General features: G+C 53.1%; 15 protein-coding genes. 7 read left to right on the forward strand and 8 right to left on the reverse strand.

The annotated features are described in order from the left end of the window. Positions 1-63: 63 nt before the first annotated feature. The 3 genes from cysM to CMR03_RS24025 all read left to right on the forward strand — a co-directional run bounded on the left by cysM (position 64) and on the right by CMR03_RS24025 (position 3152). Complete coding sequence (gene cysM, locus CMR03_RS24015; protein ID WP_096012867.1) at positions 64-945, forward strand: cysteine synthase CysM; 882 nt, start codon at positions 64-66, stop codon at positions 943-945. Positions 946-1122: 177 nt separating this feature from the next. Beyond that, a complete protein-coding gene (locus CMR03_RS24020; protein WP_063880470.1) occupies positions 1123-1803 on the forward strand; it encodes a response regulator transcription factor in 681 nt (226 codons plus the stop codon). Further along, complete coding sequence (locus CMR03_RS24025) at positions 1800-3152, forward strand: ATP-binding protein (protein WP_096012868.1); 1353 nt, start codon at positions 1800-1802, stop codon at positions 3150-3152. The genes CMR03_RS24020 and CMR03_RS24025 overlap by 4 nt, the downstream gene beginning before the upstream one ends. A 69-nt stretch (positions 3153-3221) precedes the next feature. On the opposite strand, the gene crr is transcribed toward CMR03_RS24025, so the two are convergent. From crr to cysZ, 5 genes are all read right to left on the reverse strand, one after another. Next, a complete protein-coding gene (crr, locus tag CMR03_RS24030) occupies positions 3222-3722 on the reverse strand; it encodes a PTS glucose transporter subunit IIA (protein WP_063880468.1) in 501 nt (166 codons plus the stop codon). A gap of 42 nt (positions 3723-3764) precedes the next feature. Then, positions 3765-5492: a phosphoenolpyruvate-protein phosphotransferase PtsI gene (gene ptsI, locus CMR03_RS24035; RefSeq protein ID WP_063880467.1), complete on the reverse strand. Its 1728-nt coding sequence runs from the start codon at positions 5490-5492 to the stop codon at positions 3765-3767. Between the two features lie 160 nt (positions 5493-5652). Continuing rightward, on the reverse strand, positions 5653-5910 hold the full coding sequence (gene ptsH, locus CMR03_RS24040; protein ID WP_003848868.1) for a phosphocarrier protein Hpr: 258 nt from the start codon (positions 5908-5910) through the stop codon (positions 5653-5655). 389 nt (positions 5911-6299) lie between these two features. Continuing rightward, positions 6300-7268: a cysteine synthase A gene (gene cysK / locus CMR03_RS24045; protein WP_063880466.1), complete on the reverse strand. Its 969-nt coding sequence runs from the start codon at positions 7266-7268 to the stop codon at positions 6300-6302. A 141-nt stretch (positions 7269-7409) separates the two neighbouring features. Next, complete coding sequence (gene cysZ, locus CMR03_RS24050; RefSeq protein ID WP_096012869.1) at positions 7410-8177, reverse strand: sulfate transporter CysZ; 768 nt, start codon at positions 8175-8177, stop codon at positions 7410-7412. 218 nt (positions 8178-8395) lie between these two features. Here cysZ and zipA point away from each other — a divergent pair, with 218 nt between their 5' ends. The 3 genes from zipA (at position 8396) to CMR03_RS24065 (ending at position 11676) form a co-directional block, all read left to right on the forward strand. After that, positions 8396-9370 carry a cell division protein ZipA gene (gene zipA, locus CMR03_RS24055; RefSeq protein WP_096012870.1) on the forward strand — a complete coding sequence of 325 codons (975 nt, stop codon included), beginning with the start codon at positions 8396-8398 and terminating at the stop codon, positions 9368-9370. 67 nt (positions 9371-9437) lie between these two features. Continuing rightward, the gene (ligA, locus tag CMR03_RS24060) at positions 9438-11456 is read left to right on the forward strand and encodes an NAD-dependent DNA ligase LigA (protein WP_063880463.1); all 2019 of its coding nucleotides are present in this window, start codon (positions 9438-9440) and stop codon (positions 11454-11456) included. Position 11457: 1 nt separating this feature from the next. Beyond that, complete coding sequence (locus CMR03_RS24065) at positions 11458-11676, forward strand: DUF3820 family protein (RefSeq protein WP_063880462.1); 219 nt, start codon at positions 11458-11460, stop codon at positions 11674-11676. Positions 11677-11720: 44 nt separating this feature from the next. On the opposite strand, the gene CMR03_RS24070 is transcribed toward CMR03_RS24065, so the two are convergent. Next, the gene (locus CMR03_RS24070) at positions 11721-12728 is read right to left on the reverse strand and encodes a bile acid:sodium symporter family protein (RefSeq protein ID WP_063880461.1); all 1008 of its coding nucleotides are present in this window, start codon (positions 12726-12728) and stop codon (positions 11721-11723) included. A gap of 95 nt (positions 12729-12823) precedes the next feature. Between CMR03_RS24070 and CMR03_RS24075 the strand changes: the two genes are divergently transcribed. After that, positions 12824-13744, forward strand: a complete 921-nt coding sequence (locus tag CMR03_RS24075) for a LysR family transcriptional regulator (protein ID WP_096012871.1) — start codon at positions 12824-12826, stop codon at positions 13742-13744. Here the strand turns inward: CMR03_RS24075 and CMR03_RS24080 are convergent. Then, entirely contained in the window at positions 13741-14091 is a 351-nt protein-coding gene (locus tag CMR03_RS24080; RefSeq protein WP_096012872.1) for a FlxA-like family protein, read from the reverse strand. The genes CMR03_RS24075 and CMR03_RS24080 overlap by 4 nt on opposite strands. 268 nt (positions 14092-14359) lie before the next feature. Continuing rightward, the coding region (locus CMR03_RS25425; protein WP_208625047.1) for a hypothetical protein at positions 14360-14567 on the reverse strand (208 nt) is incomplete at its 5' end.

Below are 14567 nucleotides of genomic sequence, written 5' to 3' on the forward strand. Positions count from 1 at the left end.
TACCGCAATGATTCAGGCTGAAGCCTGAACGATGGCGGATAGCGTTTTGCCAGGAAATGCACCGTGACCACTCTGGAAGACACCATCGGTAATACGCCGCTCATCAGGTTGCAACGCCTGACGCCTGACAACGGCAGTGAGGTCTGGCTTAAACTGGAAGGGAATAATCCCGCCGGTTCAGTGAAAGATCGCGCAGCCTGGTCGATGATCCATCAGGCGGAGCGGCGCGGTGACATTACTCCAGGCGATCGGCTGATTGAAGCCACCAGCGGCAACACCGGTATTGCGCTGGCGATGATTGCGGCAATGAAAGGTTATAAGCTACGGCTGCTGATGCCGGATAACATGAGCCAGGAGCGGCAGGATGCGATGCGTGCCTATGGTGCCGAGCTGGTGCTGGTCAGCCGTGAACAGGGAATGGAAGGCGCCCGCGATCGGGCCCAGGAGATGGCTGCTCGGGGTGAAGGCACCGTACTGGATCAGTTTAATAATCCCGACAATCCGCTTGGCCACTACCAAACCACCGGGCCGGAGCTGTGGCAGCAGTCGAAACAGCGGATGACCCATTTTGTTTCCAGCATGGGCACCACCGGCACGATTACCGGCGTAGGCCGGTTTTTAAAAGATCATCATACCGGCGTCAAAGTGATTGGCCTGCAGCCGACCGAAGGCAGCAGTATTCCCGGCATCCGCCGCTGGCCACAGGCCTATATGCCGGGCATTTATCGTCCTGAGTTGGTGGATGAGATTATTGATATGGGCCAGCAGGAAGCCGAAGAAACCATGCGCGCGCTGGCGCGTCGTGAGGGCATTTTCTGTGGCGTCAGCTCCGGTGGCTCGGTTGCCGGGGCGTTGCGCGTTGCCAAAGCCTGGCCGGGAAGCGTGGTGGTGGCCATCGTCTGTGACCGTGGCGATCGCTATCTTTCTACCGGCATCTATCAGTAGCGTGTCGTCAATATCGACGCGTTAAGAAAGGCTTGTGCTATCCGCCGGGGGCATAAGCCTTTTTTATTTGCCAGGGTTCGCACTATGCTTAATCGCATCTGTAAGGATCGCGTAAAACCGGCTGCGCATTGCGCTGACTCGGGTCAAAATAGCGCCAGTTACACATGAGAGATAACAATGAAAATCTTGCTGGTAGATGACGACGTAGAGTTAGGCACCATGTTAAGCCAATATCTGATTACGGAAGGCTTTGACACGCAACTGGTTTTAACCGGCACGGCCGGGGTTCAGGGGGCGCTGTCCGGTGAGTTTAGCGCCATGATCCTGGATATCATGCTGCCCGATATGAGCGGCACCGATGTGCTGCGCCAGGTGCGTCAGCAAAGCCGCTTACCGGTAATTATGCTGACCGCCAAAGGCGATAACATTGACCGGGTCATCGGGCTGGAGATGGGCGCTGATGACTATATGCCCAAGCCCTGTTATCCCCGTGAGCTGGTTGCGCGTTTGCGCGCCGTACTGCGCCGCGTTGAGGAGCTTGCGCCGCCGCAGGACAAGAAAGAGACGCTGCAATGGGGCGAGTTAACCCTCAATTCGGCCAGGCGCATTACGGAATGGCGTGGCAAAACCTTTGACCTGACCGCCTCAGAATTTAACCTGCTCGATTTGCTGTTGCGCTCACCCGACCGTGTCGTCACCAAAGACGAACTGTCAGAAAAAGGGCTGGGACGACCGCGTGAGGCTTACGATCGTAGCGTGGACGTGCACATCAGTAATATCCGTCAGAAACTCAGTGCGCTGACGGCGGAGAGCATTACGATTGAAACCGTCCGCAGCATTGGCTATCGCATTCGATGAATCACAGCTATCGCGGACGCATGTTCTGGAAGATCCTGCTGGGCTTCTGGCTGGTGTTTGTCATTATCAGCCAGCTTATCTGGTTGGGATTTTCGCTTTCCGGTACCCGACACCATCCACCTGAACTCCTGGTAACACAGCGTCTGGCTGACGTGATAATGGCGTCAGCATCATCTGTGCTGGAACGTGAAGGGCCCGCCGCACTTGCGGTAATGACAGCGGAATGGACGCCTGAAGAACGGCAATTTCTCAGCATCAATCCCGTTGATGATCTTCAGTCTGACGCCACCGCAATCCCCTCCGTTTCCGAAACACCCGATAAATCACTATTCCCCGACCAGTTGGTGCGCCAGGTGCAAGGAGCCGATGGCAAGGATTATGAGCTCCTGTACGATCTCAGAGGCATGCGTGAACGGAGTCGGGAAGGGCGGCCGCACAGTTTCCTGAATATTCCCGAGCCGATGTTTATCTTTGCTGGCTCGGTGGGGCTGCTGTTCAGTTTGCTTCTCGCCTGGAACCTGACCCGGCCGATGCGACAGCTGCGTGAAGGATTTTCCCGGGTGGCAAATGGTGATTTGCGCGTCCGGCTTTACCCGGCGTTGCGTAAACGTCACGATGAGCTGTCCAGCGTGGCACAGGCCTTTGATGCCATGGTGGAGCGGCTGGATACGCTGGTGAAGGCGCGTGAAGCTCTGCTTCATGATATCTCCCATGAACTCCGTTCCCCGCTTGCCCGCCTGCAACTGGCAACCGGCCTGGCACGGCAACGGCCGGAAAACGTGAATGCTTCGCTGGATCGCATTGACGAAGAGGCACAACGGCTCGATAAGATGATCGGCGAGCTGTTGACCCTGGCGCGTGCGGAGCATGAAAGTATGCCGGGTGATCACTATTTTGATCTGGCGGGATTGTTAGAGGCGGTCGTGACAGATCTGCGTTATGAAGCGCAGATTCCCGGTGTTGAGGTGACGTTTGACGTTGACGGTCAGGCCGATCATACCGTGCGCGGCAATGCTGAACTGTGTCGTCGTGGCATTGAGAATGTGTTGCGCAATGCGTTGCGCTTCTCGCTTCCGGGGCAGCGGATTGAGGTGAGCCTGAAGGTGGAATCTCAGTGGCTGGCCATTCACGTGCGCGATCAGGGGCCTGGCGTGGATGAAACCAAGCTCTCCAGTATTTTCGACCCTTTTGTGCGGGTGAATTCACCCCTGATGGGGAAAGGTTATGGGCTGGGGCTCGCTATCGTGCGTAAGGTGGTTCTGGCGCATCATGGCGAAGTCCGCGCCGTTAACCGGCCAGAAGGCGGTCTTGAGTTAACCCTGCGTTTACCGCGTTGGCAGCCGCATTAATGTTGTCACAGGCCATAAAAAAACGGCACCTTTGAGGGTGCCGTTTTTCTTTTTAGGTCTTAGTGCGGATTACTTCTTAATACGAATCACCGGCGTTTCACCCACGATGACCTGACCAGAAAGCTTAGTCAGCTCTTTGATCTCATCCATGTTGGAAATGACAACCGGTGTTAACGTTGATTTTGCTTTCTCTTCCAGCAGCGCCAGATCGAACTCGATAACCACGTCGCCTTTTTTAACCTTCTGACCTTCTTCAGCGATACGTTTAAAGCCTTCACCTTTCAGCTCAACGGTATCAATACCGAAATGAACGAAAAGCTCGATGCCATTATCTGATTCAATTGAAAAGGCGTGATTGGTTTCAAAAATCTTGCCGATAGTACCGTCAACCGGTGCAACCATTTTGTTGCCGCTGGGTTTGATCGCAATACCGTCACCCACGATTTTTTCTGCAAACACCACATCTGGTACGTCTTCAATGTTCACGATTTCGCCTGACAGAGGCGCTACGATATCAATTGTCCCAGCGCTATCTGTTTTTTCGCCAAAAAGTTTAGAAAACAAACCCATGATCTTCTCCTAAGCAGTAATTTGGGGCCAGCATCTCGTGGATCAGCAGAGCGTTTTTTCTTTAATGAACTTGTTAACCAGGTTCATCAAGTCTTCCGCCGTAGGTTGAGCCAGTGCCTGCTCTGCCAACGCCTTCGCATCTTCGAAATGTGTATTACGAATAATTTTCTTGATGCCAGGGATAGAAATGGCACTCATGCTGAATTCGTCCAGCCCCATTCCCAGTAACAGTAGTGTAGCACGTTCGTCACCTGCCAGCTCACCACACATGCCAGTCCATTTACCTTCAGCATGAGACGCATCAATAACTTGCTTGATGAGGTTCAATACTGATGGTGTCATTGGGTTATACAGGTGCGAAATCAAATCATTACCACGATCTACTGCAAGAGTATACTGCGTCAAATCGTTTGTCCCAATGCTAAAGAAGTCGACTTCTTTAGCCAGGTGGCGGGCAATCACGGCAGAAGCGGGGGTTTCAACCATAATGCCGACTTCGATTGACTCATCAAACGCTTTGCCTTCTTCGCGTAACTGCGCTTTAAGCAGCTCCAGCTCCGCTTTCAGACTGCGTACTTCTTCGACCGAAATAATCATCGGGAACATGATACGCAGCTTACCGAAGGACGAAGCACGCAGAATGGCGCGCAGCTGAGCATGCAGGATCTCTTTACGATCCATCGCGATACGGATAGCACGCCAGCCCAGGAACGGGTTCTCTTCTTTTGGCAGGTTCATGTAAGGCAGGTCTTTGTCACCGCCGATGTCCATGGTGCGCACGATAACGGCCTGCGATCCCATCGCTTCTGCAACGGCTTTATAGGCCTGGAACTGCTCTTCTTCAGTAGGCAGCGAATCGCGATCCATAAACAGGAACTCGGTGCGGTACAGACCTACACCTTCAGCGCCGTTACGTTCGGCACCGGCGATATCACGCACGGTTCCGATATTGGCGCAGACTTCGACCTGATGACCATCCAGCGTCACCGCCGGCAGGTCTTTCAGCTTGGCCAGTTCATGTTTTTCTGAATGATACTGATGCTGAACGGCTTTCAGCTCTTCCTGAACCGCTTCAGACGGGTTAATGTGAATCGCATTGTTCACGCCATCCAGAATAATGAAATCGCCGTTCTTGATCGTGGCAGTCACGTTACCGGTACCGACGATTGCCGGGATCTCTAACGAGCGAGCCATGATTGACGTGTGCGAAGTCCGACCGCCCAAATCGGTAATAAAGCCCAGCACCTTTTTCAGGTTCAGCTGTGCGGTTTCTGACGGCGTTAAATCTTTCGCCACCAGAATAGATTCGTCCTGGATTGCGCTCAGGTCGACAATGTGCAGACCTAAAATATTTTGTAGCAGGCGTTTGCCGATGTCGCGCACGTCCGCCGCGCGCTCTTTCAGGTATTCATCGTCCAGCTCTTCCAGGGCTTTAGCCTGGGCGTCAATCACTGAGTTCACAGCGGCATCGGCAGTAGCGTGATCTTTTTTGATCAGGTCGGTGATTTCCTGCTCCAGCTCTTCGTCTTCCAGCAACATGATGTGGCCTTCGAAGATCGCTGCTTTTTCTTCACCCAGGGTTTCGCTGGCTTTAATGCGAATGGCTTCCAGCTGCTCAGCCGCTTTGCCACGGCCCTGAAGAAAACGCTGAATTTCCTGCTCAACCTGATCATCTGAAATCTTTTTGCGGTTGATGACGATCTCGTCTTCTTTCAGCAGCAGAGCTTTGCCGAAAGCGATACCTGGTGATGCTAAAATGCCTGAAATCATAACCTTACCTTTTTATCACGATGGCTGACTGGACTCGTTGCATTGCCATAGTCGTGGGACACGTACTCTACGAAAGCAATAACGCGGACAGTTTGTCCGCGATCAAGATGTTGCACGCAATGGCGCAGAAGAGTCGTTTTAAAGCGGTGCAGAAAGGAGATTACTCCAGTTCCGCCATCAGCTTAACCAAATGCTCTACGGCTTTTTGCTCATCTTCACCTTCCGCAGAAAGTGTGACAACGGTGCCCTGGGTCAGACCCAAAGTCTGCAGCTTGAACAGGCTTTTAGCGCTGGCAGATTTACCATTGGAGGTGACAGTGATTTCTGACTGGAAGGCTTTAGCTTCTTTGACAAATTGCGCAGCAGGGCGAGTATGCAGTCCGTTTGGTGCGGTAATGGTAACTTCTTGCTGGAACATTCTATTTCCCCAACTTTTTCAGGATTAGTGTTATGGATCTAAAGTCTAGCCTGGAGCCGTAACTTTAGCCTGTGTAGGTGCGCGGGTATACATCTTACTGTCTGACAAATGCGCTTGAATGAGTCTTTCTTTCCCGCTGAGTGTCAAAAAGCGTTTTGAGCACGTCACCGGGTAATTATGCCGTGATTCGCCCTTTCACTAAATCTGAATATTGACTCAGCTTGATCCACTTCAAAGGAGGATTAATTTCAGGCTTCGAAATAATTGGCAGTCTAAATACCAGAGCCACGTTACTGAAATCAATCTGCCGCATGGTAAAAGTGAGATCTACGCCACAAAAAAGCACCCATCTGGGTGCTTTTTAAGCATTTATCCGAAAGCCTTCCCGCTTACTGCAGTTCTTTCTCGGTAAAGAGATCGGCAAACAGGGCAGTACTCAGATAGCGCTCACCAGAAGAGGGGAGGATAACCACAATATTCTTGTCGGCATAGGCTTCGTCTTCCTGCAGCTTCAGCGCGGCGGCGACGGCAGCGCCAGAGGAAATACCTGCCAGAATACCTTCTTCTTCCATCAGACGACGTGCCGTAGAGATAGCGTCTTCGTTGGTGATGGCGACAGCCAGGTCAATCAGCGCCAGATCCAGGTTGCCGGGAATAAAACCGGCACCAATGCCCTGAATTTTATGTGGGCCAGGTTTCAGCTCTTCGCCTGCCATTGCCTGAGCAATCACGGGAGAATCGGTTGGCTCGACCGCTACCGTGATCAATGATTTTTTACCCTTGGTGTTTTTGATGTAGCGGCTCACACCTGTCAGGGTGCCACCGGTGCCGACACCGGCAATAAACACATCCACTTCACCATCGGTGTCTTCCCAGATTTCCGGGCCGGTGGTCTTTTCATGAATTTCCGGGTTAGCCGGGTTGCTGAACTGCTGCAGCAGCAAGAATTTATCCGGATTGCTGGCAACAATCTCTTCAGCTTTGCCGATTGCGCCTTTCATGCCTTTTGCGCCTTCGGTCAGCACCAGGTTCGCACCCAATGCTTTCAGCAGTTTACGACGCTCAACGGACATGGTGTCCGGCATGGTCAGCGTCAGCTTATAACCGCGTGCGGCAGCCACGTACGCCAGTGCAATCCCGGTGTTACCACTGGTCGGCTCAACCAGCTCAATGCCGGGCTTAAGAATACCGCGCTTTTCTGCGTCCCAAATCATATTGGCACCGATACGGCATTTCACACTAAAGCTTGGGTTACGGGACTCAACCTTGACAAGGATGCGGCCGTTACCGATGCGGTTCAGTCGAACCAGCGGCGTATGACCAATTGTTAAAGAGTTGTCTTCATAAATCTTGCTCATAGCCTGTCCTTAACTGTATGAATTATTGGGAACCCTCAGAGCATACCTGTTCTTCTTTCTGGCGGAAGGAAAGAAATCATATATCTATATGTCTCATGGCAATAAGACCTGCAAAAAATCGCATAAGGCTGGCTGATGAGTTTAGCCTGGGTTTGCGCGGGCAAGGCGCGTGCGATAGCGATCGACCCACATCGCCGTTGCGCCACAAACCGCCACCGGCATGATGGCAAGGTTAACTACAGGAATCATAGTAAACAGGCTGACCAGCGCCCCAAACTGCATATTCGCCGTCTTGTGCTGACGCAAGGCATGGCGCATTTGCTGAAAACCTACCTTATGGTTATCGAAAGGATAGTCGCAGTATTGAATGGACAGCATCCATGCGCTGAACATAAACCACAGCACCGGCGCGACAGTTTGCCCAAAGCCCGGAATAAAGTAGAGCAGCAGTAAGCCAAGCGCGCGGGGCAGGTAGTAGCCCAGCTTCTGTAATTCACGTTTCATGATACGCGGTATATCTTTGAGCATGCCGACCCAGCCGCTGTCGGGGAGCGGTTTGCCGGTCAGGCGCGCTTCCAGTTGTTCTGCCAGCAGGCCACAAAAGGGGGCAGCAATCAGATTGGCTATAGTGGAAAAGAAGTAGCTGAACACCAGCACGACGGAAATCACAGACAGCGGCCACAGCAAATAGCTCAGCCACTGCAGCCAGTCTGGCACATGGGACATTAACTGTGGTATCCACGTATCCAGCTGGTAAAAAAGCCACACGAAAGCGCCGCCCAGCAGAACGATATTGACCAGTAAAGGGATGATCACAAAGCGCCTGATGCCGGGTAATCTGACCAGCTTCCAGCCCTGGCTGAAGTAGTGCACACCGTTAAATGAGGATACCGAATTGTTTACAGCCATAGAGCCCATTCTCCTGAAGATGTTAAGGCGCGCCCACTATAACCTGGCTTTTTCTGCTGGCCAGGTGCCGTTTGGGTAAAAAAACAGCGAAAAAGCGTGGGTGGTCTATCTTATTTGTGAGAAAATACTGCACAGACTTGCACTTATCTGGCAGGGCAAATACAGTTAGAGAATAAAGTTTGCCGCGGTGGCAAGGTATTGGAACAACAGAGAATACAATGATGCAGGATTTGCGTCTGATATTAATCGTTGTTGGCGCGATCGCCATTATAGCGCTTCTTATTCACGGACTGTGGACCAGCCGTAAAGAGCGCTCTTCAGTGTTCCGCGATCGCCCGCACAAACGTTTGAAACAACGTGATGAACATGATGATGAGACCCTGACCGATGACGTAGCAGAAGGCGTCGGTGAAGTTCGTGTGCGCCACACGCGCGAACACCAGGAGCCTCATTTCGATGACACTCGCGTGCAGCCGGACGAGCCTGTCACAGCAGCGCGCGCGCGTCCGTCATCCACCGCCGGGCCTGACAGCGATCCGCTTTTTGCCCCAGCGCCAACGTCTGAACCTACGCCCCAGCAACGGCCCGCGCGCCAGCAGCCTACCTTTGTTGCCGCGCCTCCGGTACAGGCGGACCCTCTGCTGGATGCCGACCCGCTGGATGCGGTGCAGCCTAATCCGGTGTACCAGGCGGCTCCTGTGCCTGAGCCAGAAGTGGTTAGCCCGCCGCAGCCTAAGCAGCCCGAGTCCCGACCGGCGACCAGCAGCAAACCGAAAGAGGCCGTGTTGGTTCTGCATGTTGCCGCCCATTCTGGTGGTCAACTCAATGGTGAAGCGCTGTTACAGGGCATTTTGCAGGCCGGCTTCCAGTATGGCGAAATGAACATCTTCCATCGCCATCTCAGTCCGGCCGGAAGTGGCCCGGTGCTGTTTAGCCTGGCTAACATGGTCAAACCCGGTTCATTTAATCCAGACGAAATGACCGACTTCACTACGCCTGGCGTGTCCATTTTCATGATGGTGCCGTCGTATGGTGATGCGAATCAGAATTTCAAACTGATGCTGCAGTCGGCACAGCGCATTGCGGACGATGTCGGTGGCGTGGTACTTGATGACGAGCGCCGCATGATGACGCCGCAGAAACTGGAAACCTACAAAGCGCGTATCCGCGATGTGGTTGAATCCAGAGACTGATCCGCACTTTTTCAATTTGTTATGATAAACCCCCGCCTGTCGGGGGTTTTTTATCTGATGGGGTTATATGAAATCCGTCCAGGAACACATCACCGAACTGCGCACTACGCTGCGCCATCATGAATACCTTTATCACGTAATGGATGCGCCGGACGTTCCCGATGCGGAATACGACCGTTTGATGCGTGAACTGCGTGAGCTTGAAGAACAACATCCCGATCTGATTACCCCGGATTCACCGACGCAACGCGTGGGTGCTGCTCCGCTGATGGTGTTTGAGCAGGTACGTCATGAAGTTCCCATGCTGTCACTGGATAATGCTTTTGATGAAGCCAGCTTTAGAGCGTTCAACAAACGCGTTCAGGATCGACTGAAAAGCAGCGACGATCTGGTTTACTGCTGCGAACTCAAACTGGATGGCCTGGCCGTCAGCCTCTTGTATGAAGATGGACTGTTAACCCGTGCCGCCACACGCGGAGACGGAACGACCGGCGAGAATATCACCACCAATGTGCGGACGATTCGCGCCATTCCGCTGCGGCTCAAAGGCGATAATATTCCCGCCCGCGTTGAAGTGCGCGGTGAAGTCTTTATGACCCAACGCGGTTTCGAAAAGCTGAACGCTGAAGCGCGCCGTACCGAGGGCAAAGTCTTTGCCAATCCGCGTAATGCGGCAGCGGGTTCCCTGCGCCAGCTTGATCCGCGAATCACCGCGAAACGGCCATTGACCTTCTTTTGCTACGGGTTAGGTCTGCTGGAAGGGGGCGAGATGCCGCGCAGCCACATGGCGCGTCTGCAACAGTTTAAAGCCTGGGGTTTGCCCGTCAGCGATCGTATTCGTCTGGCTCATAATGCGGATGAAGCTCTGGCGTTTTATCACGACGTTGAAGCCCAGCGTACAGCGCTGGGGTTTGATATTGATGGCGTGGTGATCAAAGTCGATTCTCAGGATTTGCAGGAAAAACTGGGCTTTGTGGCCCGCGCGCCCCGTTGGGCTGTGGCCTTCAAGTTCCCCGCTCAGGAGCAGATGACCGTGGTGCGTGATGTCGAATTTCAGGTCGGCCGCACAGGGGCGATTACGCCTGTCGCCCGACTGGAGCCGGTGCAGGTGGCAGGCGTCATGGTCAGCAATGCCACCTTGCATAATGCGGACGAGATTGAACGGCTTGACCTGCGTATCGGCGATAAGGTGGTTATTCGCCGTGCCGGTGACGTTATCCCTCAGGTGGTGAATGTCATCGCCAGCGAACGTCCTGAGGATGCGCGTGAAATCGTGTTTCCTGCCCACTGTCCGGTCTGCGGGTCAGATGTGGAGCGCATCGAAGGCGAAGCCGTGACGCGCTGTACCGGTGGGTTGATCTGTGGCGCGCAGCGCAAAGAAGCGCTGAAGCATTTTGTGTCGCGCCGTGCCATGGATGTGGATGGCATGGGCGATAAGATCATCGATCAACTGGTGGAAAAAGAGTATGTCAAAACGCCAGCGGATCTGTTCCGTTTAACCCGTGAAACCCTGACCGGTCTGGATCGCATGGGCGCGAAATCAGCGCAGAATGTGGTCGATGCGCTGGAGAAGGCCAAATCCACCACGCTGGCGCGCTTCCTGTATGCACTGGGGATTCGTGAAGTCGGAGAAGCCACGGCGGCTAATCTGGCCAACCACTTTGGTGAGTTGCAGAAGGTGATGGACGCCGATCTTGATGCGTTGATTGCGGTGCAGGATGTCGGCACCGTCGTTGCTAAGCATGTCCGCAACTTTATGGAAGAAGAGAGCAATCGGGAAGTCATCCGTCAGTTGGTTGAGGATATTGGCATTCACTGGCCGCAAGTGGTAGTGGTAAAAGCCGAAGAAATTGACAGTCCATTTGCAGGCAAAACCGTGGTGCTCACAGGCTCGCTGTCACAGATGAACCGGGACGATGCCAAGGCCCGTCTTACCGAACTCGGCGCGAAAGTGAGCGGGAGTGTATCCAGGAAAACCGATTTGCTTATCGCTGGCGAAGCTGCCGGTTCTAAGCTGGTGAAAGCGCAGGAGCTGGGCATTGAAGTGATTGATGAGGCTGAAATGATTCGGTTATTGGGGGCCTGAAATGGACAAACAGTATCTGGTTGAGATAGCCAATACAGCCATGCCCTTTGGCAAATATAAAGGCCGGATGCTGATTGATTTGCCTGAACCCTATTTGCTGTGGTTTGCCCGCAGTGGTGATTTTCCGTCAGGGCGTTTAGGTGAGCTGATGCAGCTGACGCTGACCATTAAAATTGAAGGGCTGGAAGGGCTGGTGAAGCCCTTAAAGCGCGGTGAATAAGCACGCTGCCTCGTGGGTATCAAGCCAACGAGGCAGCGTTTGGGTTATTTCTGCGATTCCACCGCCGCGGCTTTCACTTTTTTAGCCTGCATGTCGTTGGTTTTCTTATAGCGCCCGGCTATAAACGAACACACCATTAACTGGACCTGATGAAAGATCATCAAGGGCAAAACGATGATGCCGACCGCACTGGCGGGGAACAGAATGTTCGCCATGGGCACGCCGTTTGCCAGGCTCTTTTTAGAACCACAGAACAGAACAACGATCTCATCCGGGCGGCTGAAGCCGAACAGACGAGAGGCAAAGTAGTTAATCAGCAGTACGATCGTCAGCAGCAGTACGCATCCCGCCAAAATCCACAGCAGCGTATCAACGCCCACGCGTTTCCAGATGCCGTTGACCACGGCTTCACTGAAGGCGGAATAAACGACTAACAGAATGGAGGTTTGATCGGTAATCCCAATCAGACCACGATGTCTTTCCACCCAGCCGCTAATCCAGCGACGCGACAGATGGCCCAGAACAAAAGGCACCAACAGCTGCAGCATGATTTTTCCCACCTGCTCCAGACCATCGCCCGGCCCGTTACTGTTGACGTCCATGACCAGATTCACCAGCAGCGGGGAGATAAATACGCCCAACAGGCTGGATGCCGATGCGCTACATACCGCGGCGGCAACATTCCCGCCGGCCATCGAGGTAAAGGCAATCGCTGACTGCACGGTGGCAGGTAAGATACACAGATACAGGAAACCGGTATAAATCTCTGCGCCGACGTTCACCGGATGCCACCAGACGATTAGCATGCCGATAGCCGGGAACATCACAAACGTACTGCACATAATCCAGAGATGGAGACGCCAGTGGCTGCTACCGGCAATGATTTTTTCCCGCGATAGCTTGGCACCATGCATAAAGAAAAGCAGGGCAATCGCGGCGGTAGTGAGGTACTGGAAAACGTCAACGAAGCCGCCTCTGGCAGGAATAAAAGAGGCCAACAACACGGTGATGATAAGCTTTATCATCATTGGGTCTATACGTAAAAATCCCATCGTTACAATCCGGTTAAATTAAGTCTGTGAGGATTGTGCGCGATGCGGGTTTAGAAATAAAATTAATTTATTAGATTAATCTATGTGAGAAATCGATGAATTACTCTTTGCGTCAGCTACGCACCTTTGTTGCCGTTGCCCACTATGGCGGCTTTAGCCAGGCCGGGCAGGCTATTGGCCTGAGCCAGTCAGCGGTGAGCCACAGTATAAAAGAGTTGGAAAATGAAATCGGCGTTCGCCTGCTGGACCGTACGACGCGCGAAGTGGTCCTGACCGAGGCCGGACAGCAGCTGGCATCGCGCATGGAAAGGCTGCTGGAAGAGATGAATACGACGCTGCTTGATATCCGCAGCTACGGCGAACAACGCAGTGGGACGGTGAGAATCGCGGCCAGCCAGACCATTTCTGCGCACCTGATGCCGCAATGTCTTGCCGCCAGCCAGCATAGCTATCCTGATATTAAGATCATTTTGCACGATCGCGTTCAGCAATGGGTGTTAGAAAGTGTACGCAATGCTGAAGTCGATTTTGGGATCGTCATCGGCCCGCTTAATGACACGGATTTTGACTGCTGTGCGATTCTGGACGAACCTTTTCTGCTGTTGTGCCGGGAAGACGATCCGCTTGCCGAGGTAGCACTGGCGCAGTGGTCTATGTTGGACGGCAGGACGATGGTGCTACAGGATTACGCTTCAGGCAGCCGGGTATTAATTGATGCGGCTTTACGCCAGCAGAACGTGAATATTCACGTGATCCAGGAAATCGGCCATCCCGCTACGCTCTTTCCCATGGTCGATGCGGGCATCGGGATCAGCATTTTACCGGCTCTGGCGTTACCGCTACCGGCGGGGCGTGCACTAACGGTACGGCGTCTCTATCCTGAGATCAATCGCACCCTGACGTTAATTAAGCGTAAAAATCGCTCTTTAACGCCAGCGGCTGAAGCGATATGGCAGGAAGTGCGTCAGCAGGCAAGATTGCTGACGCAACAACGCGAATCCAGACCTGCGTTTTAAATATAAACGTCAAGTTGGTTGTTTTGCGTAGGGCGATTGACACCATCTGCAGGGGCAGTATTACCTTCTTTTTGCGCCTGCTTTGCTTCAGCCTTCTGTTGCTCTTTGCGTTGTAACTGCTGGATTTGCGCTTCTAAAACCTGGATTTGTGCCTTAATCGTATCTTGCTGCTTCTTTTTCTCCTCTGTGGTCATCGTCTTATCGTCGCCCAAACTTTTCAGTTGATCGTTGAGACGAGAAATCTGCTTATTCAGGCTGGCGATTTGTGATGCGGTATCGCTTGAATTGACCGTGTCTGATGAACTGCCGCTTCCGATACTCGGTGTGCTGGTTAATATAGTTGTCATGAGGCTCTCCTTACAATTAGACGTTTTAGGTTATCGGACGTTAACAGGAAAAGCTTAATGTCTCTGAGTGTTAAATATGTGAAAAGATTCTTACATTCTTGCGTGAGGTTAAGGCGGGCAGGGAAGATGAGAGGTGACGACAGGTAAGATGGACCCGACTGTCATCTGAGTACAGAAAAGAAAAAGGGCCGCCAGGGCTTTATGTGGAGAGGGAAGTTGGACAGGGTTTCTCCCGTCCGGGCCTCACCCTTCGGGTGATGCTGGCGCATCAGCCTGAACCGCTTTGCGATTCAGTCGAACCTGCCAGCAGGTTCTCATCCCGCACGTCAGGCATCGGAGCGCAGAAACGAAAAAAGCGCCTGAAGGCGCTTTTTCTAAATTTGGTGGGTCGTGCAGGATTGCCTCGGCCCGGTGGGCCTCGCCCTTCGGGTGATGCTGGCGCATCAGCCTGAACCGCTTTGCGATTCAGTCGAACC

This window comes from Pantoea allii, from assembly GCF_002307475.1.
Taxonomy (GTDB): Bacteria; Pseudomonadota; Gammaproteobacteria; order Enterobacterales; family Enterobacteriaceae; genus Pantoea; species Pantoea allii.

Excerpts from the sequence above, each read along its gene's own strand:
- CMR03_RS24020 (WP_063880470.1), top strand. The coding sequence starts at position 1,123 with ATGAAAATCTTGCTGGTAGATGACGACGTAGAGTTAGGCACCATGTTA.
- CMR03_RS24025 (WP_096012868.1), top strand. The coding sequence starts at position 1,800 with ATGAATCACAGCTATCGCGGACGCATGTTCTGGAAGATCCTGCTGGGC.
- crr (WP_063880468.1), bottom strand. The coding sequence starts at position 3,722 with ATGGGTTTGTTTTCTAAACTTTTTGGCGAAAAAACAGATAGCGCTGGG.
- ptsI (WP_063880467.1), bottom strand. The coding sequence starts at position 5,492 with ATGATTTCAGGCATTTTAGCATCACCAGGTATCGCTTTCGGCAAAGCT.
- ptsH (WP_003848868.1), bottom strand. The coding sequence starts at position 5,910 with ATGTTCCAGCAAGAAGTTACCATTACCGCACCAAACGGACTGCATACT.
- cysK (WP_063880466.1), bottom strand. The coding sequence starts at position 7,268 with ATGAGCAAGATTTATGAAGACAACTCTTTAACAATTGGTCATACGCCG.
- cysZ (WP_096012869.1), bottom strand. The coding sequence starts at position 8,177 with ATGGCTGTAAACAATTCGGTATCCTCATTTAACGGTGTGCACTACTTC.
- zipA (WP_096012870.1), top strand. The coding sequence starts at position 8,396 with ATGATGCAGGATTTGCGTCTGATATTAATCGTTGTTGGCGCGATCGCC.
- ligA (WP_063880463.1), top strand. The coding sequence starts at position 9,438 with ATGAAATCCGTCCAGGAACACATCACCGAACTGCGCACTACGCTGCGC.
- CMR03_RS24065 (WP_063880462.1), top strand. The coding sequence starts at position 11,458 with ATGGACAAACAGTATCTGGTTGAGATAGCCAATACAGCCATGCCCTTT.
- CMR03_RS24070 (WP_063880461.1), bottom strand. The coding sequence starts at position 12,728 with ATGGGATTTTTACGTATAGACCCAATGATGATAAAGCTTATCATCACC.
- CMR03_RS24075 (WP_096012871.1), top strand. The coding sequence starts at position 12,824 with ATGAATTACTCTTTGCGTCAGCTACGCACCTTTGTTGCCGTTGCCCAC.
- CMR03_RS24080 (WP_096012872.1), bottom strand. The coding sequence starts at position 14,091 with ATGACAACTATATTAACCAGCACACCGAGTATCGGAAGCGGCAGTTCA.